The organism is Allosphingosinicella sp., assembly GCF_059502505.1.
On record NZ_JCACEU010000016.1, the window covers coordinates 696350 to 716534 of the forward strand.

At 66.7% G+C, this 20185-nt stretch carries 18 protein-coding genes and 1 tRNA gene; 12 read left to right on the forward strand and 7 right to left on the reverse strand.

Annotated features, from left to right (window positions below; all coding sequences use genetic code 11):
• The first annotated feature begins 86 nt into the window (after nt 1–86).
• Nucleotides 87–1037, forward strand: coding sequence for a retroviral-like aspartic protease family protein (locus AC5JBD_RS11600; protein WP_495721950.1), 951 nt, complete (start codon nt 87–89; stop codon nt 1035–1037).
• On the opposite strand, the gene AC5JBD_RS11605 is transcribed toward AC5JBD_RS11600, so the two are convergent.
• The 3 genes from AC5JBD_RS11605 to AC5JBD_RS11615 are packed head-to-tail and all read right to left on the reverse strand — an operon-like array spanning nt 1022 to nt 2974.
• On the reverse strand, nt 1022–1501 hold the full coding sequence (locus AC5JBD_RS11605) for a DUF2382 domain-containing protein (protein WP_495721951.1): 480 nt from the start codon (nt 1499–1501) through the stop codon (nt 1022–1024). The genes AC5JBD_RS11600 and AC5JBD_RS11605 overlap by 16 nt on opposite strands.
• Before the next feature lie 57 nt (nt 1502–1558).
• Nucleotides 1559–1735, reverse strand: a complete 177-nt coding sequence (locus AC5JBD_RS11610; RefSeq protein WP_495721952.1) for a hypothetical protein — start codon at nt 1733–1735, stop codon at nt 1559–1561.
• A 54-nt stretch (nt 1736–1789) separates the two neighbouring features.
• Complete coding sequence (locus tag AC5JBD_RS11615) at nt 1790–2974, reverse strand: hypothetical protein (RefSeq protein WP_495721953.1); 1185 nt, start codon at nt 2972–2974, stop codon at nt 1790–1792.
• Nucleotides 2975–3131: 157 nt separating this feature from the next.
• On the opposite strand from AC5JBD_RS11615, the gene AC5JBD_RS11620 reads away from it, so the two are divergent.
• The 4 genes from AC5JBD_RS11620 (at nt 3132) to trxA (ending at nt 8539) form a co-directional block, all read left to right on the forward strand.
• Nucleotides 3132–3326, forward strand: coding sequence for a hypothetical protein (locus AC5JBD_RS11620; protein WP_495721954.1), 195 nt, complete (start codon nt 3132–3134; stop codon nt 3324–3326).
• A 627-nt stretch (nt 3327–3953) separates the two neighbouring features.
• The gene (locus AC5JBD_RS11625; protein WP_495721955.1) at nt 3954–4634 is read left to right on the forward strand and encodes a L,D-transpeptidase family protein; all 681 of its coding nucleotides are present in this window, start codon (nt 3954–3956) and stop codon (nt 4632–4634) included.
• An 89-nt stretch (nt 4635–4723) separates the two neighbouring features.
• Nucleotides 4724–8167 carry a double-strand break repair helicase AddA gene (addA, locus tag AC5JBD_RS11630; RefSeq protein ID WP_495721956.1) on the forward strand — a complete coding sequence of 1148 codons (3444 nt, stop codon included), beginning with the start codon at nt 4724–4726 and terminating at the stop codon, nt 8165–8167.
• Nucleotides 8168–8218: 51 nt separating this feature from the next.
• Nucleotides 8219–8539, forward strand: a complete 321-nt coding sequence (trxA, locus tag AC5JBD_RS11635) for a thioredoxin (protein WP_495721957.1) — start codon at nt 8219–8221, stop codon at nt 8537–8539.
• On the opposite strand, the gene AC5JBD_RS11640 is transcribed toward trxA, so the two are convergent.
• A complete protein-coding gene (locus AC5JBD_RS11640; RefSeq protein ID WP_495721958.1) occupies nt 8536–8979 on the reverse strand; it encodes a GFA family protein in 444 nt (147 codons plus the stop codon). The two genes, trxA and AC5JBD_RS11640, sit on opposite strands and share 4 nt — an antisense overlap.
• Nucleotides 8980–9121: 142 nt before the next feature.
• Here AC5JBD_RS11640 and secA point away from each other — a divergent pair, with 142 nt between their 5' ends.
• A complete protein-coding gene (secA, locus tag AC5JBD_RS11645) occupies nt 9122–11848 on the forward strand; it encodes a preprotein translocase subunit SecA (RefSeq protein WP_495721959.1) in 2727 nt (908 codons plus the stop codon).
• A 57-nt stretch (nt 11849–11905) separates the two neighbouring features.
• Here the strand turns inward: secA and AC5JBD_RS11650 are convergent, their stop codons facing one another.
• Complete coding sequence (locus tag AC5JBD_RS11650; RefSeq protein WP_495721960.1) at nt 11906–12538, reverse strand: hemerythrin domain-containing protein; 633 nt, start codon at nt 12536–12538, stop codon at nt 11906–11908.
• A gap of 225 nt (nt 12539–12763) precedes the next feature.
• Here AC5JBD_RS11650 and AC5JBD_RS11655 point away from each other — a divergent pair, with 225 nt between their 5' ends.
• From AC5JBD_RS11655 to AC5JBD_RS11675, 5 genes are all read left to right on the forward strand, one after another.
• On the forward strand, nt 12764–13933 hold the full coding sequence (locus AC5JBD_RS11655) for a zinc-dependent alcohol dehydrogenase (protein WP_495721961.1): 1170 nt from the start codon (nt 12764–12766) through the stop codon (nt 13931–13933).
• A gap of 14 nt (nt 13934–13947) precedes the next feature.
• Nucleotides 13948–14502, forward strand: coding sequence for a hypothetical protein (locus AC5JBD_RS11660; RefSeq protein ID WP_495721962.1), 555 nt, complete (start codon nt 13948–13950; stop codon nt 14500–14502).
• A gap of 80 nt (nt 14503–14582) precedes the next feature.
• Nucleotides 14583–14804 carry a hypothetical protein gene (locus AC5JBD_RS11665; protein WP_495721963.1) on the forward strand — a complete coding sequence of 74 codons (222 nt, stop codon included), beginning with the start codon at nt 14583–14585 and terminating at the stop codon, nt 14802–14804.
• A gap of 69 nt (nt 14805–14873) precedes the next feature.
• Nucleotides 14874–14948 (forward strand) — tRNA-Asn (locus tag AC5JBD_RS11670).
• Between the two features lie 148 nt (nt 14949–15096).
• The gene (locus AC5JBD_RS11675; protein WP_495721964.1) at nt 15097–16035 is read left to right on the forward strand and encodes a PAS domain-containing protein; all 939 of its coding nucleotides are present in this window, start codon (nt 15097–15099) and stop codon (nt 16033–16035) included.
• Between the two features lie 7 nt (nt 16036–16042).
• Here AC5JBD_RS11675 and AC5JBD_RS11680 read toward each other — a convergent pair whose 3' ends face one another.
• A complete protein-coding gene (locus tag AC5JBD_RS11680; protein WP_495721965.1) occupies nt 16043–16825 on the reverse strand; it encodes an NAD kinase in 783 nt (260 codons plus the stop codon).
• Nucleotides 16826–16928: 103 nt separating this feature from the next.
• Between AC5JBD_RS11680 and AC5JBD_RS11685 the strand changes: the two genes are divergently transcribed.
• Nucleotides 16929–19025: a putative bifunctional diguanylate cyclase/phosphodiesterase gene (locus AC5JBD_RS11685; protein ID WP_495721966.1), complete on the forward strand. Its 2097-nt coding sequence runs from the start codon at nt 16929–16931 to the stop codon at nt 19023–19025.
• 3 nt (nt 19026–19028) lie between these two features.
• Here AC5JBD_RS11685 and AC5JBD_RS11690 read toward each other — a convergent pair whose 3' ends face one another.
• Entirely contained in the window at nt 19029–20135 is a 1107-nt protein-coding gene (locus AC5JBD_RS11690) for a class I SAM-dependent methyltransferase (protein WP_495721967.1), read from the reverse strand.
• Nucleotides 20136–20185: the final 50 nt, after the last annotated feature.

Genomic DNA, 20185 nt, shown 5'->3' on the forward strand with positions numbered 1-20185 from the left:
GCCGTTGCTCCGCGTCCGCGACTCCCCTAGGCTTGCGGTCTCCCGGTGGAGGTCGCGATATGAAGGTCGTCCGTCTTCCTTGTGTAATGGTGATGGCCCTCCTGCTCGGCGGCGCGTCGACGCCCCAGAGCATTGACCCTGCCGCCGCGCCTCCGGGCGAGAGTGGCGAAGAGATCGGCATCGCCGAGGACGGGCGCGACCGCATGACCGTCTCGACGATGATCGACGGCAAGGGTCCCTATCAGTTCCTGATCGATACTGGCGCGGAGCGCACCGTGATCTCGGCGGAACTCGCCCGGCGCCTTGCGCTCAGCGCGGGCAAGAGCGCCCGGCTCCACAGCATGACTGGAGAGACGCACGTTTCGACCGTGGTCATCCCGAAGCTGCAGGTCAGCAAGAAGCCGGTGCACCAGATACACGCGCCTGCGCTCAAGCAGGAGAATCTCGGCGCGGCAGGGATGCTGGGCATCGACAGTCTACAGTCGCAGCGCGTCACCTTCGACTTCGAGCAGCAGAAGATGACGATCGTGCCGTCGCGCGTGGCGGAGCGGGTGAAGGAAAAGGATACGATCGTCGTCACCGCCCGCAACCGGCTGGGCCGGCTTGTGCTGGTCGACGCCAGCCTTGAGGGGCAGAAGCTGAAGGTAGTGCTCGATACAGGTTCGGAAGTCACGGTGGGCAACGAGGCGCTCCGCCGCAAGCTGATCGGCAAGAAGCGGATGGGCAAGACGGTGCCGATCGGGCTGATCAGCGTCACCGGCGGCAGGATCGAGGCCGATTATACGCAGGTGAAGCAGGTCCGGCTCGGCGGCGTGATGATCAACGATCTGCCGGTCGCCTTTGCCGAGGTGCACCCGTTCCGCCAGCTCGGCCTTGACGACGAGCCTGCCTTGCTGCTCGGCATGGATGCACTGCGGCTGTTCGAGCGGGTCTCGGTGGACTTCGCCAATCGCAAGGTGCGCTTTACGCATTCCAGGATTTCAGGGCTGGACGGCACCACGCGGATGGCGCTCCGCCAATCTCAGTCGGTCGGATAGGCTTCGTCCGAGCGCAGGCCGTCCGGACCGAGGCGCTCGACCTCCACCTCAGTCCTGCGGATGGTGTCATGCACGATCTCGACATGCTGCTCGGCCGTGCGGCGCATTACGATCTCCTCGCGCACGGCAAGCTCCTTCTCCACGACCAGCCGCTCGGCCGTTTCGCGGAAGATGAAGCTTTGCTCGGTGATCTCGCGCGGCGCGCTCTCACCTGCCTCGGCCCGTTCGACGATCCGCGCCGCCTGCTCCAGCTCGTCAGGCTCGACCTCCGCGGTGAGCCGGACGAGCGACCTGGCTTCAGCCACGATGAGCCGCGCCAGCTTGTCGAACACCCCGGGCTCGCGCTCCTGAGATTCGTCTGTCATCCGGATACAGGCTGGATCGACCCCGATCGCGACGAGTCTCGCACGCACTCCTTCTGCCTCGGCGCGGCTGTTGTAGAGGGCGGTCACGCTGCGCGTCATTGGGCTTCTCCCGTGAAGCAGGTGCCGCCTGAACCGGCGCCTCGCGCCGGGGGTTCCTCAGTCCGGGTCGCGCTTCGACCGATTGGTGTAGAGCAGGGCCGCGACGAGCGCCGCCGATCCGATCCCGACTGCCACGCCCGCGGTCACCAACCCCTTCTTCCGCTTGGCCGCCGCGGCTGCGGCTGCCGCCTGCACGGCTTCGCCGCCGGCTTCCTCGGGCTTGTCATCGGACATGAAGGTCTCCGTCTGTCGTGAGGCGCATGACTTAACCGGGGTGCGGCCGCCCCGCTAGACCGCGCGCGCCAGTGCGCTGGGGCGCTGCCCTACCTGCCGGTAGATGCGGGGCCCGAGGTCGAGCCGGAACGGCGCCATCTTCTGCGACGGCTGCTCCGGCTCGCGGCCGACGATGTGCGAGCTGCAGGTCTGGCCGGTCTTGTCGCGCCCCCAGGCGTAGAGCAGGTTGAAGGCGACCGTTGGGATGAAAAGAGAGCGGCCCTGCACCTTGATCTCGCGCATCTCGGCGCGCGGCATGCTGACCGTGCTGGCGATCTTCACTTCGGTGCGGGGAAGGACGGTGAGCGGTGCGGCACCGCGTTCGTCGACGCCGCGGGCGAAGAAGGCGGCGATCTCCTGGTCGAGCTCCGGCCCGGCATTGAACATTCGGGCAGCAAGGCGGACGTTGCGCGCCGGCGCGTTCCCGGTGTTGCGGATGATCACCTCATATTGGACCCCGGCGCCGTCCGCGGTGGCGGTGGCGCGGTCGGGGCGGAACTCGAGCTCGAGCCAGGGGCGCATGACGATGCCGATGCCGCCGGCCGCGGGGGCTTCGGCAGGGGCCGGTTGCGGCGCCGGCTCAGGCAGGGGAGCAGGCTCAGGGGGCGGAGGCGACTTGGCGATCGCGAAACTTTCCGTGGGCTTCTCCAACCCCGTCGTCTGAAGCTTGCGCCAGCCAAGGAAGCCGAGCGCCGCCAGTCCGGCGCCGATCAGCAGATAGAGCCAAGGGAAGCCGCCGTCGGGCTCCTTCAACGGCTCCGCCTGAGGCGGCTTTGCGACGGGAGCGGCCTCGGGCCGCGGAGTCGTGGCCTCAGGCACAGGAGTGGTCAGGACTGGCGGCAGCGCTTCCTGCAGGACTTCCGGCTGGGGAAGCGTAGCCGCTGGGGCAGCCTGGCGCGGCGCCGCCGGAGCGAGCGCTGTCGGAGCGCGCGTGGTCGCGGTCGGAGTGGGCGTTGGCGCGGGTGCGGCGGCGGTGGGCGCCGGAGTCGGCGTCGCTGCAGGCGTTTGGGGCTGCGCGACGGGCGGCGTGACCGGCGCGATCGTCGGTTCCGGTTCGGGCCGGGGCGGAGGAGTGCCCGGCAGCGAGAAGTTCCGGATCTCCTCGGGGCCGACCGTATTCGTCTCCTGCGCCTGGAGCGCGGACGCGGGCGCGGCGAGAGCGACCGCGAGGAGTATCGGCAGGAAACGAGAGCTGATCATCGGTGGTAGAGGCGCCAATTTCATCGAGGGTCCGCCGCATCCCAGCCTGGGGCGGAGCGGCTGAGCCTGGGATTAACAGCGTTAACCACGGGATGGGAAGCGGGATCGAACCTGCGGCCGAGTTTGTTAGTCGGGCCGTGGACAAGGAGCAACAGCCATGACCCAGAGCAGAGGCGACGACAATCGCAACAGCGTGAATTCCGGACCTTCCCCCAAGAAGCCGGAGACGGATGAGTTCGACATCACCGGCAACGTGCGAAAGAAGGGCGAAGACCCGTCGCCGGACGATCGCGAGCGCGGCGAATCGACGAGCATGGACAGGAACTCGCCCGTCGATGTCGAGAACGGGTGAGGCCGGACGTCGTCTCTTGCCAGCACATCGGGTGTGTTATATCTATAACACAGAAGGAGACGATATATGGACTTCATCAGGACCATGCAGCCCAAGGACTGGATGATCGCAGCGGTTGCGTTCTTCGCGGGTGCGCTCATCTTCTGATACCCTGTTCCCGGGCGGGATAGGTTTGGGGAGAGTCGCCATGCATTTCGTCGTCATTGGCAAGGACAAGGGGACGGGGCGCTACGACGCGAGGAGCGGCCGGCGCATCTCGAATATGTCGCGACTGCCAGCAACTGATCCTCCATGCGGGCCCGTTGCTGGAGGGCGGAAGCATATTCATCTTCGTTCCCGACCGCGCCGCGCTCGACGCCTAACTGGCGAACGACCCTTATTTCACCCGCCCGATCTTCGAGACGATCGAGGTCTACGAGAGCCCGCGAATGGTGCCCGAGGGGGAGCCGGGTTTCCTCCTGCGGAGGCGGAGCGGTCGCGCGCCGCCTCCTGATTGGTTCCCTCCGACTGGCTTCTTCAGCCTCTTATTCCCACTCGTCCCGGGAAGGGACGCGGTAGAACACCCCCTTGGAAACAAGTCTTAAGATTCGGTAAAGAGGCGCCCCGAAGCAATCAGGACGCTCGTATATGTTGGAAGCGCTGACCGGCCGCTGGACCTGGATCCATTCCAAACTCGCGCTGGCTGCCTTCGCAACCTTCCTTGCCGCCTCGCCCGTGCCGGCGCCCGAGGCAGAACCTGCTCCGGCAGCGACGGCGGCACCTGAGTTTGCTCCGGCTCCGGCAGCTTCATTCGAGGCGCCTGCGGCAGCTTCGCTGGTGAGGAAGGCCGCGCTTCCGGAGCCGAATACGGGCCTCGTCGTCAACGGCGTGCTCGCGCTCGAGCGGCCGCTGGAGCCGGCGGAATATGCCTGGAACGAAGAGGGGGTACCGGCGGGGCGCACCATCGTCGTCGTCGATCTCGGCGCCCAGGTCCTCTACGTCTACCGCGCCGGGATCGAGATCGGCCGCACCACCCTGATCAAGGGCGCCGACGACATGCCGACGCCGGTCGGCACCTTTCCGATCCTGCAGAAGCGCAAGGACCACGTCTCCAACCTCTACGATGCGCTCATGCCCTATATGCTGCGCCTCACCTGGGACGGCGTCGCCATCCATGGCAGCGTAGTGGGGGAGGGGAACGTCACCCACGGCTGCATCGGCATTCCGGAGGAATTCGCCGAGCTCCTGTTCGCAAACGTCAAGGTCGGCGACCGCGTGCTGGTGACCAGGACCTGGAGCCCGGCGGCGACGCGGACCACGACAGCCTGACGCTGGCGCCTGACGCTGGCGAAAGCCGCCGCGCATCGCCTATAGAGGCAGCGTGCGGGATGCTCTGATTGCCTAAGCGCCTGAAGCCGTTGACCCGTCTCGACGGCGAGCAGAAGCTCGCCTCCAGCCCGCGCGACCATGCCGCGCTCTCCGCCTCCGCCGGGACCGGCAAGACCCATGTGCTGACGGCGCGGGTACTGCGGCTGCTGCTGTCGGGGGTCGATCCGTCATCGATCCTGTGCCTCACTTTCACCAAGGCCGGCGCGGCCGAGATGGCCGATCGCATCCACGCGCGACTCGCTTACTGGGTGCGGCTGAAGGATACGGAGCTCGGTGCCGAGCTGATGGCGCTTGGCGAGGATCCGGGGCCGGAGATGCGGGAGCGGGCGCGCACCCTGTTCGCTTGCGTGCTCGACGCGGCGGGCGGCGGACTGCGGATCCAGACCATCCACGCTTTTTCGCAGGGGCTGCTTGCCGCCTTTCCGGCAGAGGCAGGGCTGGTGCCGGGTTTCCGGCCACTCGAGGGCCGCGAGGAGCAATTGCTGAGCCGCGCCACCCTAGCAGACCTGCTCGTGCGCGCCGAGGCGACCGGCGACCATGGGCTGGTGCGCGACATGCAGGCGCTGAGCCATCGCTTGGGCGAGGGCGGGGCGGAAGGATTCCTGATGTGCTGCGCGCGGGCGCCTCGCGCCATGGCGGCAATCGGCCCGCGAGAGGGAATTGAGGCGCGGCTGCGGCATGCGTTCGATCTTCCTCTGGGCAATATCGAGGAGGGGATCGAGGCGGCCTGCTGCGACGACGTCTTCGATCTCGAGACGCTGCGGCGGATTGCCGCAGCGAATCGCGGCTGGGGCACCTCCACCGGTCTCAATTGCTTCGACGTCATTGCCGCTTGGCAGGCTGGCGACGGAAGGCATCGCGCGGGCACGCTCTCGGAGCTGGCCGGCATCGTCCTCAAGAAGGATGGCGAGCCGCGGTCGATTTCCGCTGGCCTGCTGAAGGCCGATCCCGATTATGCCGGTCATGCCGCCAGGCTGGTCGACTGCTGTCAGCGGCTGCTGACGATGCGTCGTGTGGCCGAGCTGATCGCGCAGTTCGCAGCCGGCCTCAGAGCCGGCCAGAGCTTCGCCTTTGCCTATGCGGAGGCGAAGCGGGCGCACGGCGTGGTCGATTTCGACGACCTGATCGCGGGCGCGGAGGCGCTGCTGCTCACGCCGGGCATGGGCGACTGGGTCCGCTACAAGCTCGACCAGTCGACCGACCATATCCTCGTCGATGAAGCGCAGGACACGAACCAGCGGCAGTGGAACATCGTCAGTGCGCTGACCGAGGAATTCTTTGCAGGCGAGGGGGCAGTCGGCCGCCATCGCACCATCTTCACGGTCGGCGATTTCAAGCAGGCGATCTTCCGCTTCCAGGGCACCGATCCGCGACAATTCGAGCGCGCGCGCAGCTACTTCCAGTCGGCCGCGCGGGAGGTGCGGACGTCCGCGGAGGAGATGGGCGCGCGCGACGTGCCGCCTGACTTCCTCGACCTCTCGATGGACAGGAGCTTCCGCTCCTCGCCGCCCATCTTGCAGCTGGTTGACCGGGTGATCGGCGATCTCGGTCATGAAGCGCTCGGCCTGCCGCGCCGCCCCAACCCGCACGAAAGCTTCCACTCCTCCCGTCCCGGCGCGGTGACGCTCTGGCAGCCTTATTCGGAGGAGTCCGACCAGGATGAGGAAGGCGGCGAGGAAGGCTGGATCAGCGACACGACTCGTCGTTACGCCGCACGCCTCGCCAGGCAGATCCGCCAGTGGCTGGATCATCCGTTCGAGCTCGGGCCGCCGGGCAAGCGCCGTCCGGTCCGGGCCGAGGACATCCTCGTCCTCGTGCGCCGCCGCGGCGATCTTGCCTCTTTGCTCGTGGCGCGGCTCTATGCCGAGGGCGTGCCGGTAGCGGGTGTCGACCGCCTGCTGCTGAGCGCGCCGCTCGCCGTGCAGGATCTGCTCGCCGCCGCGCGCTTCGCAGTCCAGCCGCTTGACGATCTCAATCTCGCAAGCCTGCTCGTCTCGCCGCTCTTCGGTTGGTCGCAGGACGAGCTCTATGCGCTCGCTTTCGGCCGGGGCAAGGTGCCGCTCTGGCAGCAGCTCCGCACCGGCTCAGCGAATATTCCGCGCCTGCCGGAGACGCTGGAGGACCTGCTCTCGATCCTCAACATGGCCGACTATGCGACGCCGCACCAGTTCCTGGAGACGATCCTGTCGGGTGCGCTTGACGGTCGTCGCAAGCTGCTCGAGCGCCTTGGCGCCGAGGCGCGCGACCCGATTGAGGAGCTGCTCGCCAGCGCGCTCGAGTTCGAGAGCAACGGCACACCCTCGCTCCAGCCCTTCCTCGACTGGTTCGCCAGGGGCGACGTCGAGATCGTCCGCGACCCCTCCGCTCCGCTCGATGCGGTGCGGGTGATGACCGTGCACGGCTCCAAGGGCCTGCAGTCGCCGATCGTCATCCTCGCCGACGCCTGCGTCGATCCGGCCCGCGCGCGCGGCAGCTTCACCAGCTTCCAGATCGACGAGGAGACGCGGCTGCCGATCTTCCGCCCGCGCAAGGACGAGCTGGCCGAGCCGCTCAAGTCGCAGATCGAGCTGCAGGACCGGCTCGACCGGGAGGAGCATTGGCGGCTGCTCTACGTCGCGCTGACCCGCGCCGAGGAGCGGCTCTACATCGGCGGCTCGCTCGGTCCCGCCGACAAGAAGGGGCCGCCGCAGACGAGCTGGTACGCGGCCTGCGAGGCGTCAATCGACGGCCTCGGCTCTGCATGGGAGGACGACCCGGTCTGGGGCCGGTCCCGCCGGTTCGGCGACCCGGAAGCGCCGGCGAGGGCTGCTTCCCTCGGAGCGCCAGCGCGTCGGCCCGAAGCGCCTGCCTGGCTGAAGCACCCCGCCCCCGCGGAAGCCCGGCCGCCGCGACCGCTTGCACCGACGGCACCGGGCGAGGACGAAGCCGCCAGCCCGCCACCGACGCCCGAAATGCGGGCGGCAGCGCAGCGGGGCAAATGGTTGCACCAGTTGTTCGAGCGCCTGCCGGGCATCGAGTTGGGGGAGCGGGCGCGGCTGGCGGACGACTGGCTGCTGCGTTCCGCCGGTGTGCTCGACGAGAGTCTGAGGCGGAGCCTGGTCGAGGACGCCTGCGGCATCATTTCCGACCCGCTCTATGCCGACATCTTCAGCGCCGACGCGCTGGCGGAGGCGCCGATCGCGGCGGTGACGCCGGACGGCTCGGTGATCTCTGGGACCGTGGACCGGCTGCTCGTCCTGCCCGACCGGATCCGTGTGGTGGACTTCAAGACGGGGAGAGCGGTCCCGCGTTCGCTTGCCGAGCTGCCGCCGTCGCACTTGAGGCAGATGGCCGCCTATGTCGCCGCACTCGAGGTGATCTTCCCGGGCCGAGCGATCGAAGCGGCCTTGCTCTACACGTCCGGCCCGGCGCTCCACCCGCTCCCTCGCGACCTGCTCGAGCCCTTCCTGCCTCGCTCCGCTGCGGCGGCTTGAGACCGGCCGGGGCGCACCTTACATCCCGTTTCGAACCCTCAGGAGATTTTCATGGCTACCAAGACCGTTACCGACGACTCCTTCCACAGCGACGTGATCAGCGCCTCGGGCCCGGTGCTCGTCGACTTCTGGGCGGAATGGTGCGGCCCGTGCCGGATGATCGCTCCGGCGCTGGAGGAGATCAGCAAGGAACTGGGCGAGCAGGTGACGATCGCCAAGCTCAACATCGACGACAATCCCGACGCGCCCGCCCGCTACGGCGTCCGCGGCATCCCGACGATGATCCTGTTCAAGGACGGCCAGCCCGCCGCCACCAAGGTCGGCGCCGCGCCGAAGAGCGCGCTGCAGAGCTGGCTGCAGGGTCAGCTCTAAGCCGGCGGCTCCGTCCCCTCCAGCCCGCGCGTATCCGGCCGGAACCGCGCGTGGCGGGGGAGGTCGTCCGTCGTGTCGAACCAGGCGATCCGGCTTTCGTAGAAGATATGAAAGCCGGGTTTCACCCCATCCGGGTCGTCGAGCGTGGCGACGCTGAAGTCCACGGTTTCCGGCTGGTGGTCCACCTTCATCGTGAAGGGCGTCCCGCAGTCGCCGCAGAACTCGCGGTGCCCGAAGCTGCTCGACTTGAACTTTTTCACCCGGTCAGCGCCCTCGATGAAGACGAGATCGCCGGCGGGGACGCTGGCGAACACCATTGCCGGTGCGCCCGAGTTGAGCCGACAGGTGGTGCAATGGCACCAGCCCGCATCGAACGGCGCGCTCGCTAGCCGATAACGTACTGATCCGCAGGCGCAGCCGCCTTCAAGTCCTGCATTCATGACCGTTCGGCTAGGCTGCGTCAAAGGCTGCGTCAATTGACTTGACCGGGGGCCGAACCTACATCGCCACGGCTATTCCCGCCCTTCCCGGCGGGCTGGCGGCGTGCGTGCGAACACGCCTCATTTAACGACAGGAACGCTCATGTTTGGCGGCTTGGCCAAGACCATTTTCGGATCGGCGAACGATCGCTACGTCCGCTCCCTCCAGAAGATCGTCGACGGCATCAACGGCTTCGAGCCGACCATCTCGGCCATGACCGACGATGAGCTGCGCAATCAGACCATCATCTTCCGCCAGCGCCTCGAAGGGGGCGCGGACCTGGACGACATCCTGCCGGAAGCCTTCGCCACTGTCCGCGAAGCCGCCAAGCGCACGCTCGGCCAGCGCCATTACGACGTGCAGATGGTCGGCGGCATGGTGCTCCACCGCGGCTCGATCGCGGAGATGCGCACCGGCGAGGGCAAGACCCTGGTCGCCACGCTCGCCACCTACCTCAATGCGCTGGAAGGCAAGGGCGTCCACGTCGTCACCGTGAACGACTATCTCGCCCGCCGTGACGCCGAGTGGATGGGGCAGGTCTACCGCTTCCTCGGCCTCACCGTCGGCGTAATCGTGCCGAACCTCAGCGACGTGCAGCGCCGCGCCGCCTATGCCTCCGACATCACCTACGGCACGAACAACGAGTTCGGCTTCGATTACCTTCGCGACAACATGAAATACGACCGCGCCCAGATGGTGCAGCGGCCGTTCAATTTCGCGATCGTCGACGAGGTGGACTCGATCCTGATCGACGAGGCGCGCACCCCGCTCATCATCTCCGGCCCGACGGACGACAAGTCCGAGCTCTACATGTCGGTGGACGCGCTGGTGAAGCAGCTCGTCCCCGAGGACTACGAGGTCGACGAGAAGCAGAAGTCGGTCGTCCTCACCGAAGACGGCACCGAGAAGGTGGAGCGGATGCTGGAGGGTGCCGGACTGCTGTTCGGCGCCAACCTCTACGACTTCGAGAACACGCAGGTGGTGCACCACCTCAACCAGGCGCTGCGCGCGAACGTCATCTTCCGCCGCGACATCGATTACATCGTCAAGGACGACAAGGTCATCATCATCGACGAGTTCACCGGCCGCATGATGGACGGCCGGCGCTGGTCGGACGGGCTCCACCAGGCGGTGGAAGCCAAGGAAGGCGCCAAGATCGAGCCCGAGAACCAGACCCTCGCCTCGATCACCTTCCAGAACTACTTCCGCCTCTACCCGAAGCTGTCGGGGATGACCGGCACGGCGCTCACCGAGGCGCCTGAATTCTACGACATCTACAAGATGAACGTGGTGACGATCCCGACCAACCTGCCGGTGCAGCGGATCGACGAGGACGACGAATTCTACAAGAATATCGGCGACAAGTTCGCCGCCATCGCCAAGGCGGTGAAGGAGAAGCAGGAGATCGGCCAGCCGGTGCTGGTCGGCACCGTCTCCATCGAGAAGTCCGAGATGCTCTCCGAACATTTCAATCGCGAAGGCGTGAAGCACGAGGTGCTGAACGCGCGCTATCACGAACATGAAGCGCATATCGTGGCGCAGGCGGGCCGCTACGGCGCCGTCACCATTGCCACCAACATGGCCGGCCGCGGCACCGACATCCAGCTCGGCGGCAATGTCGACTTTCGCGTCGAAGACGAACTGAGTGCGATGCCTGAAGGGCCGGAGCGCGACGCTGCGATCGCCAAGATCAACCAAGAGGTCGGTGAGGAGCGCGAGCGCGTGCTCGCCGCGGGCGGCCTGTTCGTGCTCGGCACCGAGCGCCACGAGAGCCGACGCATCGATAACCAGCTGCGCGGCCGCTCAGGCCGCCAGGGCGATCCGGGCCTCAGCCGCTTCTATCTCAGCCTCGACGACGATCTGCTGCGCATCTTCGGCCCGCAGACCATGTTCGCGCGGCTGATGAACAAGAATCTCGAGGATGGCGAGGCGATCGTCAGCCCGTGGATTTCGAAGGCGATCGAGACTGCGCAGAAGAAGGTCGAGGCGCGCAACTACGACATCCGCAAGCAGGTCGTCGAATATGACGACGTTATGAACGATCAGCGCAAGGTCATCTACGAGCAGCGCGCCGACATCATGGACGCGGAGACGGTCGGCGACGTCGTCATCGACATGCGCGCCGAGACGGTCAATTCGATCGTCGGTGAGGCGGTGCCGCCGAACAGCTATCCCGAGCAGTGGGACATCCCGCTCCTCAAGGAGCGCGTGGATCACGTGTTCGGCCTGCAGCCGCCGATCGACGATTGGCTGCAGGAAGAGGCTGTGGAGCCGGAACTGCTGGTCGACCGTATCCGCGCCGCCGCGGACGCCCAGATCGACGACAAGGTGAAGGATCTGGAGCCCGACAGTTACATCCAGATCGAGAAGAGCATCCTCCTCCAGTCGCTGGACCATCACTGGAAGGAGCATCTCGCGATGCTCGACGCGCTACGCCAGGTCGTGCACCTGCGCGCCTACGCGCAGAAGAAGCCGATCGACGAGTATAAGCACGAGGCGTTTGCGATGTTCGAGCGCATGCTCGGCCAGATCCGCGAGGACGTGACCCGCACGCTCGCCTTCGCGCAGTTCAGCTTCCAGCAGCCGGAATTCCCGGAGATGCCGGACTTCATCACCCATCACATCGATCCGTTCACCGGCGAGGACGACAGCTACGACATGGATGCCGCCACGGGGAACATCTTCTCCCGCCTGCCGCCGCTCCAGATCGGCCAGCCGATGATCCCGGACGAGTTGATGGTGGAGGAGGCGCCGCCGGTCAGCCGCAACGCCCCGTGCCCCTGCGGCTCAGGACGGAAGTACAAGCACTGCCACGGGCAGTTGGGATGAAAGAAAAGGGCCGGTCCACCAGGGCCGGCCCTCTTCACATTCAGGCTTGCGCCGCCGTCAGGCGAACTTGAAGCCTTCCTTGTTCATCATCGAGCTGATCTTGGCGTTCTGCTCGTCCGACAAGCGGCTGCGGAAGCGGGGGAAGATGTCGTTCTCCTCTTCCTCCATATGCTCCTCGATCATAGTCCGGAAGTCGCGCACCCGCGCCAGCCATTCCGGGCTGTCGTTCGGCAGCGTCTCGAGCTCGTAGAGATAGGTCTTCACATAGCCGTGCTCGGAGCTGAGCTCGTCCGCCTCTTCCGTGAGGCCGGCCTGGCGGAGCGCCGGATAGACCACATTCTCCTCCTCGAGCGCGTGCTTCGTCAGCGCATATTTGAGCTTCGCCAGCAGGTGCGAGCGCATCATCGTCTGGTCGTCGGCGGTGGCTTCGATCTTGTCGAAGATGGCGAGCGCCATCTCATGCTCGGTGGTGAGCGCATCGACCCAGTCGCCGGTCGCGCCGCTCATCATCTGCACGAACAGCTTGCGGCCCATATTGGCGGCGAGTCCGACCGCGGCGCCGGCGACGGCGGCGCCGACCAGCACGCCGGTGCTGCCATTGTCCCAGTCGAACAGCTTGCCGCTGCCCGACGCGGTCGAGCGGCGATTTGCGCTGCTGCTTCCGCCCTTGTTCTCAGTCTTGGTTGCCATGGAATGCTCCTTCGTAAACCTGGTCTGAAAACCCACGGCCAGCGGTCAATGTTCCGGCTCGGCAACCTTCGACGACTGCGCGAAACGGGTCGCCACGGGCTGAATTGCTAAGCTGAACCAGCGTCAGCCGGAACGTCGCGACGAACCGAAAAAGATTTGCGGCTGGCCGGAACCCGAAATGGCGCAGGTCGCGTTCAGGTGGCGAACCCCGAGAGGAGCCAAACGATGAAAGCCCTGGTCTGGCACGGCAAGCAGGACATAAGATACGACACCGTGCCCGATCCCGAGATCGAGCATCCACGCGACGCGATCATCAAGGTATCGAGCTGCGCGATCTGCGGCTCCGACCTTCACCTCTTCCACAATTTCATACCGGCGATGAAACCGGGCGACATCGTCGGCCACGAGATGATGGGCGAGGTGGTCGAGCTCGGATCCGAGAACAATGCGCTGAAGAAGGGCGATCGGATCGTCGTGCCTTTCACCATCTTCTGCGGCGAGTGCGACCAGTGCAAGCGCCAGAACTTCTCGGTCTGTGAGCGCTCCAACCGCAATGGCGAGATGGCCGACAAGGTGTTCGGTCACCGCACTGCCGGCCTGTTCGGCTACACGCACCTGACCGGCGGCTATCCCGGCGGGCAGGCGGAGTATCTTCGCGTGCCCTTCGCCGACACTACGCACATCAAAGTGCCGAGCGGCCTCACCGATGAGCAGGTGCTGTTCCTCGGCGACATCTTCCCGACCGGGTGGCAGGCCGCGGTGCAGTGCGACATCCAGTCAACCGACACCGTCGCCGTCTGGGGTGCGGGACCGGTCGGACAGTTCACGATCCGCAGTGCGATTCTGCTCGGTGCCAGGCAGGTGATCGCCATCGATCGCCTGCCCGAGCGGCTCAGCATGGCGGAAGCGGCGGGCGCGATCACGATTAACTTCGAGGATGAGAGCGTCGTCGAGCGCCTCAACGACCTCACCGAAGGCAAGGGGCCGGAAAAGTGCATCGACGCGGTAGGCATGGAGGCGCACGCCACATCGACGCCCGACGCCTTCATCGACCGGGTCAAGCAGATGAACATGCTGGAGAGCGACCGTCCGCACGTGCTGCGCGAGATGGTCTATGTTTGCCGCCCGGCCGGCATCATCTCGATCCCGGGCGTCTATGGCGGGCTCATCGACAAGTTCAATTTCGGCATGGCGATGCAGAAGGGCCTGACGTTCCGCATGGGCCAGACCCACGTGAACCGCTGGACCGACGACCTGCTGCGCCGCATCGAGGAGGGGCAGATGGACCCATCCTTCGTCGTCACTCACACCGTACCGCTGTCGGAAGGACCCGGTATGTACCGCACCTTCGAGCATAAGCAGGACGACTGCATCAAAGTCGTGCTGAAACCCTGACAGGAGACCCAGTGATGGCGCGTGCATCCACTCTTACCGACAACAATCCCGAGCGGAGCCTCACCACGGCCGACAGGATGGCGCGGGGTCTCGGCTGGTTCAGCCTCGGCCTCGGCCTGGTCGAGCTGGTCGCGCCCGGCAAGCTCGCCCGCACCTTTGGCCTCGAAGGCAAGGAAGGGCTGGTGCGCGGTTATGGCGCGCGCGAGGTGGCGGCGGGCGTCGGCGCCCTCTCGGTCGATGCCGGCCCCGCCATCTGGAGCCGGGTCGCCGGTGACCTCGTGGACCTCGGCACACTCGCGGTCGGCATGCGCAGGGGCGATGACGAGCAGCGTCGCTATGCCGGCTACGCCATCGCTGCGGTGGTCGGCGTCACCGTGGTCGACCTGCTGGTCGCCAGCACGCTCACCAGGCAGAGGAGTCGAAGCCGCGGCGAGACTCGGGACTATAGCGACCGTAGCGGCTTCCCCGGCGGCGTGGCGAAGGCCCGAGGCGCAGCCAGCGACTTCCAGACGCCGCCCGACATGCAGGCCGCCCCGCTCATCCCCGGAGCTGTTGGCGCCACCGGCTAAGCACCGACGGCCGCATCTTTTCATCCCTCCAGCCAGGCGCTAGGCTCGTTTCCAGACCGGCTTGAGGGATTGTCGTGCCCGTGAAGCTCCCGCTTTTGCTCCTGCTCGCGCTCGCCGGTTGCGCCACCCAGGTCTATCATCCGACCCGCACCCGCGCGGAGCAGGAGCGCGATATCAGGATCTGCTCGGATCATGGGAAGCTGGTCGAGCCGATTGAGCCGATCGCAGCCCTCAACGTCGCCTATGAGTGCCTCGAGAAGAAGGGCTACAAGCGCGGCAAGGCGAAGCCGGCGTTCGGCTGACGTCGCGGCCGTAGGCGCTTGCGAAGCTGAAAAAATTGCTGCTATAGGCGCGCCTCGCCTGATGGCTGCTCCCTGGTAGCTCAGCGGTAGAGCATTCGACTGTTAATCGAATGGCCGTAGGTTCGAATCCTACCCAGGGAGCCACTTCTCCGAGCCTCGCCGCATAACGCCGCCCCGCAGCCATAGTTTACCGCTCGTCAACCGCCCGCCGCTAAAGCTGCCGGTGCACGGGAGGCAAAGGTTGGCGCTGCGGGATTCGAACATTCTCCATCTTCTACAGGCGGATAGGGGAATGAGCGCCGATGTCCGCCGGCATCTGGTGGCGACCTTGTTCGCATCTCCCGCGAGCCTTGCTATCGGTGCGGTCGCCGGCGGCGCGGCAGGCATATCGGCCGCCAGCCTCTCCAATGATTCCGCCACGATCTTCGTCGGGCTCGCCGTGCCAGTCGCGGGCGCGGCGCGTGTCGTGCAGGCGTCGCTGATGAACCGGGCAGACCCAGCGCAGCCGTCGGTGGTCCGCGCCGAGGTCCATTACGAGATCGGCGCCTGGCTGTTCTCGGCCCTGCTCGGCCTGCTCGCCTTCCTCGTGCTCACGCGGAGCAGCGATGGCGGGCTTCAGTTGCTCGCCTCGTGCGTGGCGCTGGGTTACGCCGCAGGGATCTGCGCTCGGAATGCGGGGCGACCCACGGTGGCGCTCGGACAGCTTACCCTGTCGGCCTTGCCGCTGACGGTCGGGCTCGCTCTGTCGGATGATCCGACGCGCTGGGTGCTTGCGATCGTGAATGTCCTCTTCATCCTCGGCATGTCCGACATCACCCGCAGGACCTATCTCGCCTTCCAGTCCGCCGTCGCGGAATCCCGGGCCCGCGAGAATGATGTTCGAGAGCAGCTCGATCACCTCCCCAACATGATCTGGTCGGCTGATGCCACCGGGCGGATCACCTTCCGCTCCTCTCGTTGGAAGGAGTTTACCGGCCTCGACCTCGATCAGTGGGAAGCCGGAGCATTGCTGGTGCACGCGGCCGACCAGGCGGCGGTGCAGGCGGCCTGGCGCCGGTCGGTCGAGAGCGGAGCTCCGTTCGAAGCCGCCTTTCGCCTCCGCCACAGGAGTGGGGAGTTTCGGCGCGTGCTGAACCGCGCGCGCCCGGAGCGCGACGCCGCGGGCGGCGTGCTGCGCTGGCACGGGGCCTGCGTCGACATTCACGAGCACGCCTTGGTGGCAGCCGCCTGACCAGCGGTCAGACTGCGAACTGCTCCATTGTGATGCGCTCGTCCAGGGCGTGTTCGGGATCGAAGAGCAGGGTCAGTGCCTGGCTCCTGTCTACACAGACTTCGACCGTTGCTACGTCGCGAACCTCAAGTTGGTCGGCGACCGCCGAGACCGGCCGCTTGGTCGGATCGAGCACGCGGAACGAGACCTTGAGATCGTCCGGAACAAGGGCGCCGCGCCAGCGGCGAGGACGAAAGGGGCTGATCGGCGTCAGCGCCATCAGCTTCGAGCCCAATGGCAGGATCGGCCCCTGCGCCGAGAGGTTGTAGGCAGTCGAACCGGCGGGTGTCGCGACGAGCACCCCGTCGCAGACCAGCTCCGGAAGCACGACGCGGCCGTTGAGCGAGATCTCGATCGAGGCGGTCTGCCGCGTCTCGCGCAGCAGCGAGACTTCGTTGATCGCTGGGTTGCTGAGCGTATCGCCTCGCACTGTCACCGCGTCCATGCGGAGCGGCGCGACAGTGAAGGTCCGGGCGTTGTTCACCCGCTCGCGGAGGCCTTCGATGCGCCACTCGTTCATCAGGAAGCCGACCGTACCCCGGTTCATCCCGAAGACGGGGCAGAGCGCGCCGCGCTTGAGCATCTCGTGCAGCGTGTGGAGGAGGAAGCCGTCCCCGCCGAGGGCGATGATCTGCTCGGCTTCGGCCAGCGGCACGAAGTCGTAGCGCTCGCGGAGCATCGCCTCGGCCGCCTGCGCCGCCTCGGTGGGTGACGCGACCAGCGCCGTCGGTCTCGATGCATTCCCCGCCATCTTCTCTTTGCTAAGCCGCCGCCGCCTCCGCGGCAAGGCGCCGCATGTTCCACCCCGGGGCAGTCCCAATCTCGTCCGTGAAAGCCAATTGATAAGGATTTGCATGGGAGTAGAGCTTGAAGCTTCGGTCGACGGGGCGGGAAGGGAGCGTGAGACGATGAGTGCCGGGGCGCCTGCGCCTGTCTTCATCCTGTCCTTTCGCCATCGCGACGAGCTGACCGTGCTCGCGGAAGGTGCCGGATGGCAGCCGATCGCCGCCCGGCGCGTGGTCAGCGCCGAGGGACGGTTCGTCTCCTCCGGCGCTTCGGTCGCCGTGGTGGACGCGCGCGGCGCGCTGGCGGACGGGCATGAAGGCGTCCGTGCGCTCGCCGACCCGGTGGAGGCCAATGCCGCTGCCCTGCTGGTGCTCGTATCGAAGGGCGATGCCGGCGCGCTCGACCAATTCTATTCGGAAGGCGCGACCCACTTTCTGGTGGGCCCATTCAGCGATCAGCAGTTCGTCCGCGCCCTGATGTTCGCCGAGCGCCATGCCGAGCGCGTCGGCGGCGGCCATCGCCACGTCCGCGCGCTCGAGGAGGAGCGGCAGGATCGGGCAGGTTCCTGGCGCTGGAAGCCGGGGTCGCAAACCGTAGAGCTCAGTCCGGCACTGGCGCGCAAGGCGGGTCTGGGAGACGATCAGGGGCAGCGAATCAGCCTGATGGACCTGTTCCGAAAGCTCGATCCCGAAGGCCGCCGCGCCGCACGCGAGGCGGTCGAGCGGCTGATGTCGACCGGCCGCTCGACCGCCTTCGCGCACGAGGACGGGGAGGGCGGCGCCCGCCTCGCCCATCACATGCGGGTGAGCGGCGGCGGCGGACAGATTGTCGGCCGCACCGAGACGATCGCGCGACCGCTCGCGCCGGAACTCCAGTCGCGCGACCCGCTGACCGGCCTTCGCGACGCCCGCGCAGGGCGCGCGTGGATCGAGAAAAGGCTCGGCCGCGCTGGCGACAGCGACCCCGCTCTGGTGGTGCTCCTGCTCGCCGTCAGCCGGTTCGACGCGATCAATGCCGCCTTCGGCCGGACCACGGGCGATGCCGTGCTGCAGGCGGCGGGACGGCGCATCGAGCGGCTGGTGGATGCCGACGGACGCCGGCGTTTCGTCGCGCGGCTCGCGGGTGCGGAATTTGCCGTCATGCTGGCGGCGCCGACGAGCCTCGGCGAGGGCCGCTTTCTCGCGGGACAATTGGTGGAGGCGCTGGCACGTCCCTTCATGTGCGGCGATCATGTGATCACCCTCGGCAGCCGGGTCGGCGTCGTCGCCTCCGCACCGGGCGACGACGCGGCGGGGCTGCTGCGGCGGGCAAGCGCGGCCCTGGTCGACGCCAAGGGCGCCGAGGCAAGCCCGATCCGGGTGCTCGATGCAGGCGCGCAGAGCGATACCGCGTTGGGCGATCGGCTCGAGGTCGACCTTCGCCGGGCGCTCGACAAGGACGAGATCGAGATCCTCTTCCAACCCCAGGTCTCGATCACCAGCGGCCGCATCGTCGGCGCCGAGGCGCTCGCCCGATGGCGTCACCCCACCTACGGCGAGCTCGGCGCGGCCACCTTGTTCAATGTCGCGTCCCGATCGGACTATCTGGTCCAGTTGTCCTACCATGTGCAGCGCACCGCAGTCGCCGAGGCTTCGGCATGGCCGGCGGCGCTCGGGCGGTTGCGCGTCGCCGTCAACATCACCGCGGCCGATATCGTCCGCCCCGGCTTCGCCTCCCAATTCCTGCAGATGGTGGAGGAGAGCGGCTTCGACCGGCGCCGCCTCACCGTAGAAGTCACCGAAGGCGGCCTCATCGAGGATCTGAACGCCGCCGCCTATCTGCTGGCGCGGCTGCGGGAAGGGGGGCTGCGGGTCGCGATCGACGACTTCGGCACCGGCTATTCGAGCCTCGCATACCTCAAGGCGCTGCCGCTCGATTATCTCAAGATCGACAAGCGCCTCTGCGAGGACATCACCGGCTCTGCCCGCGACCGGATCGTGGTCCGGAGCGTCATCGACATGGCGCGCTCGCTCGGCCTCGCCGTGATCGCCGAAGGCGTGGAGACCGAGGAGCAACTCGGCCTCCTCGCCCAGGAAGGCTGTAACCTCTACCAGGGCTATCTCTGTTCGCGACCGGTGGATTCAGCGGCACTCGCAGAGCTCGTCGCGCCCCGCCTTCACGCCTGATCGCTATTTGTAGGCGATGGCTGCGCTTGCCGGACCGGCCAGAGGCAGGATCTCGCACCTCTTGAAGCCGGCCTCCAGGCACCAGGAGGTGAAGTCGGCCCCGGTGAAGTCGAAGGCGTCGCCGAACTCGATCAGCATGTTGAGCGACATCATCAGCCCGAACGCATTCTCCCGGCGCTCGTCGTCGATGATGTTCTCGATGGCGACGAACGCACCGCCTTCGGGCAGCGCCTGATAGGCCTTGCGGATGAGCATCTTCTTGCCCTCGAGATTCCAGTCGTGGAGGATCATGCCCATCGTGATCAGATCCGCCTTGGGGAAATCCTCCTTGAGGAAGTCGAGCGTGCCCGCGGACACGCGCTCGTAGAGGCCGGTCGCGCGGATGCGGCGTTCCGCGATCGGCTGCACGACGGGCAGGTCGAAGGACCGGCAGCTGAGGTGCCGATGTCGGCCGGCGACGATGCAGGAGAGCTGGCCCGTGGCACCGCCGATGTCGGCCATGCTGCGATACGATGAGAAGTCGAACTTCTCCGCGAAGGCGTTGAAATTGCCCATCGAGACGCCGCTCATCGCGTCCATGAACTGCTCGAGCCGCCGTGGATCGGCATAGAGCTCGTCGAACATCGGCTTGCCCGAATGCTTGACCTCATTCTGCGGCTTGCCCGTCTTCAGCGCCGGCGTGAGGTCCGACCAGAAGGGGTAGAGACGGGCATTGGCCATTTCGAGGATACCGCCGACATAGTTGGGGCTGCCTCGAACGAGGAAGCGGCCGGTCTCAGCCGTGTTGCTGTATGCCGCGCCAGCGCCGTCGCCGTCGCGTTCCAGCAGGCGAAGCGCGACCAGTGTGTCGAGGAAGTCGTAGGTGCCTCGCGGATGCAGGCCGAGCGCCTGCTCGATCTCGCCTCCGGTCCTGGCGCCGTCGGCCAGCAGGGTGAAGACGCCCAGCTCGACGGCGCTCAACAATGTCTTCGAAGCCCAGAAACCCATCCCGACCTGAAGGATATGTGCCGGCGACGGCGCGGCGGCGGGCATTGAGACCGTATCGGCCGAGGGTTCTGTCTCCGGGCTGATCCCCGGCTCCGCGACTAACTCTAGAATAGCTTCGCTCATCGATGATGTCCCTCCCTTGCAAGCCGGAGGCTCTAGGAAGGAGACAGTGC

Bases quoted from the DNA above. Each gene is read 5' to 3' on its own strand.
- AC5JBD_RS11600 (WP_495721950.1), top strand. From the start codon at position 87: ATGGTGATGGCCCTCCTGCTCGGCGGCGCGTCGACGCCCCAGAGCATT.
- AC5JBD_RS11605 (WP_495721951.1), bottom strand. From the start codon at position 1,501: ATGACGCGCAGCGTGACCGCCCTCTACAACAGCCGCGCCGAGGCAGAA.
- AC5JBD_RS11610 (WP_495721952.1), bottom strand. From the start codon at position 1,735: ATGTCCGATGACAAGCCCGAGGAAGCCGGCGGCGAAGCCGTGCAGGCG.
- AC5JBD_RS11615 (WP_495721953.1), bottom strand. From the start codon at position 2,974: ATGATCAGCTCTCGTTTCCTGCCGATACTCCTCGCGGTCGCTCTCGCC.
- AC5JBD_RS11620 (WP_495721954.1), top strand. From the start codon at position 3,132: ATGACCCAGAGCAGAGGCGACGACAATCGCAACAGCGTGAATTCCGGA.
- AC5JBD_RS11625 (WP_495721955.1), top strand. From the start codon at position 3,954: ATGTTGGAAGCGCTGACCGGCCGCTGGACCTGGATCCATTCCAAACTC.
- trxA (WP_495721957.1), top strand. From the start codon at position 8,219: ATGGCTACCAAGACCGTTACCGACGACTCCTTCCACAGCGACGTGATC.
- AC5JBD_RS11640 (WP_495721958.1), bottom strand. From the start codon at position 8,979: ATGAATGCAGGACTTGAAGGCGGCTGCGCCTGCGGATCAGTACGTTAT.
- secA (WP_495721959.1), top strand. From the start codon at position 9,122: ATGTTTGGCGGCTTGGCCAAGACCATTTTCGGATCGGCGAACGATCGC.
- AC5JBD_RS11650 (WP_495721960.1), bottom strand. From the start codon at position 12,538: ATGGCAACCAAGACTGAGAACAAGGGCGGAAGCAGCAGCGCAAATCGC.
- AC5JBD_RS11655 (WP_495721961.1), top strand. From the start codon at position 12,764: ATGAAAGCCCTGGTCTGGCACGGCAAGCAGGACATAAGATACGACACC.
- AC5JBD_RS11660 (WP_495721962.1), top strand. From the start codon at position 13,948: ATGGCGCGTGCATCCACTCTTACCGACAACAATCCCGAGCGGAGCCTC.
- AC5JBD_RS11675 (WP_495721964.1), top strand. From the start codon at position 15,097: ATGAGCGCCGATGTCCGCCGGCATCTGGTGGCGACCTTGTTCGCATCT.
- AC5JBD_RS11680 (WP_495721965.1), bottom strand. From the start codon at position 16,825: ATGGCGGGGAATGCATCGAGACCGACGGCGCTGGTCGCGTCACCCACC.
- AC5JBD_RS11685 (WP_495721966.1), top strand. From the start codon at position 16,929: ATGGGAGTAGAGCTTGAAGCTTCGGTCGACGGGGCGGGAAGGGAGCGT.
- AC5JBD_RS11690 (WP_495721967.1), bottom strand. From the start codon at position 20,135: ATGAGCGAAGCTATTCTAGAGTTAGTCGCGGAGCCGGGGATCAGCCCG.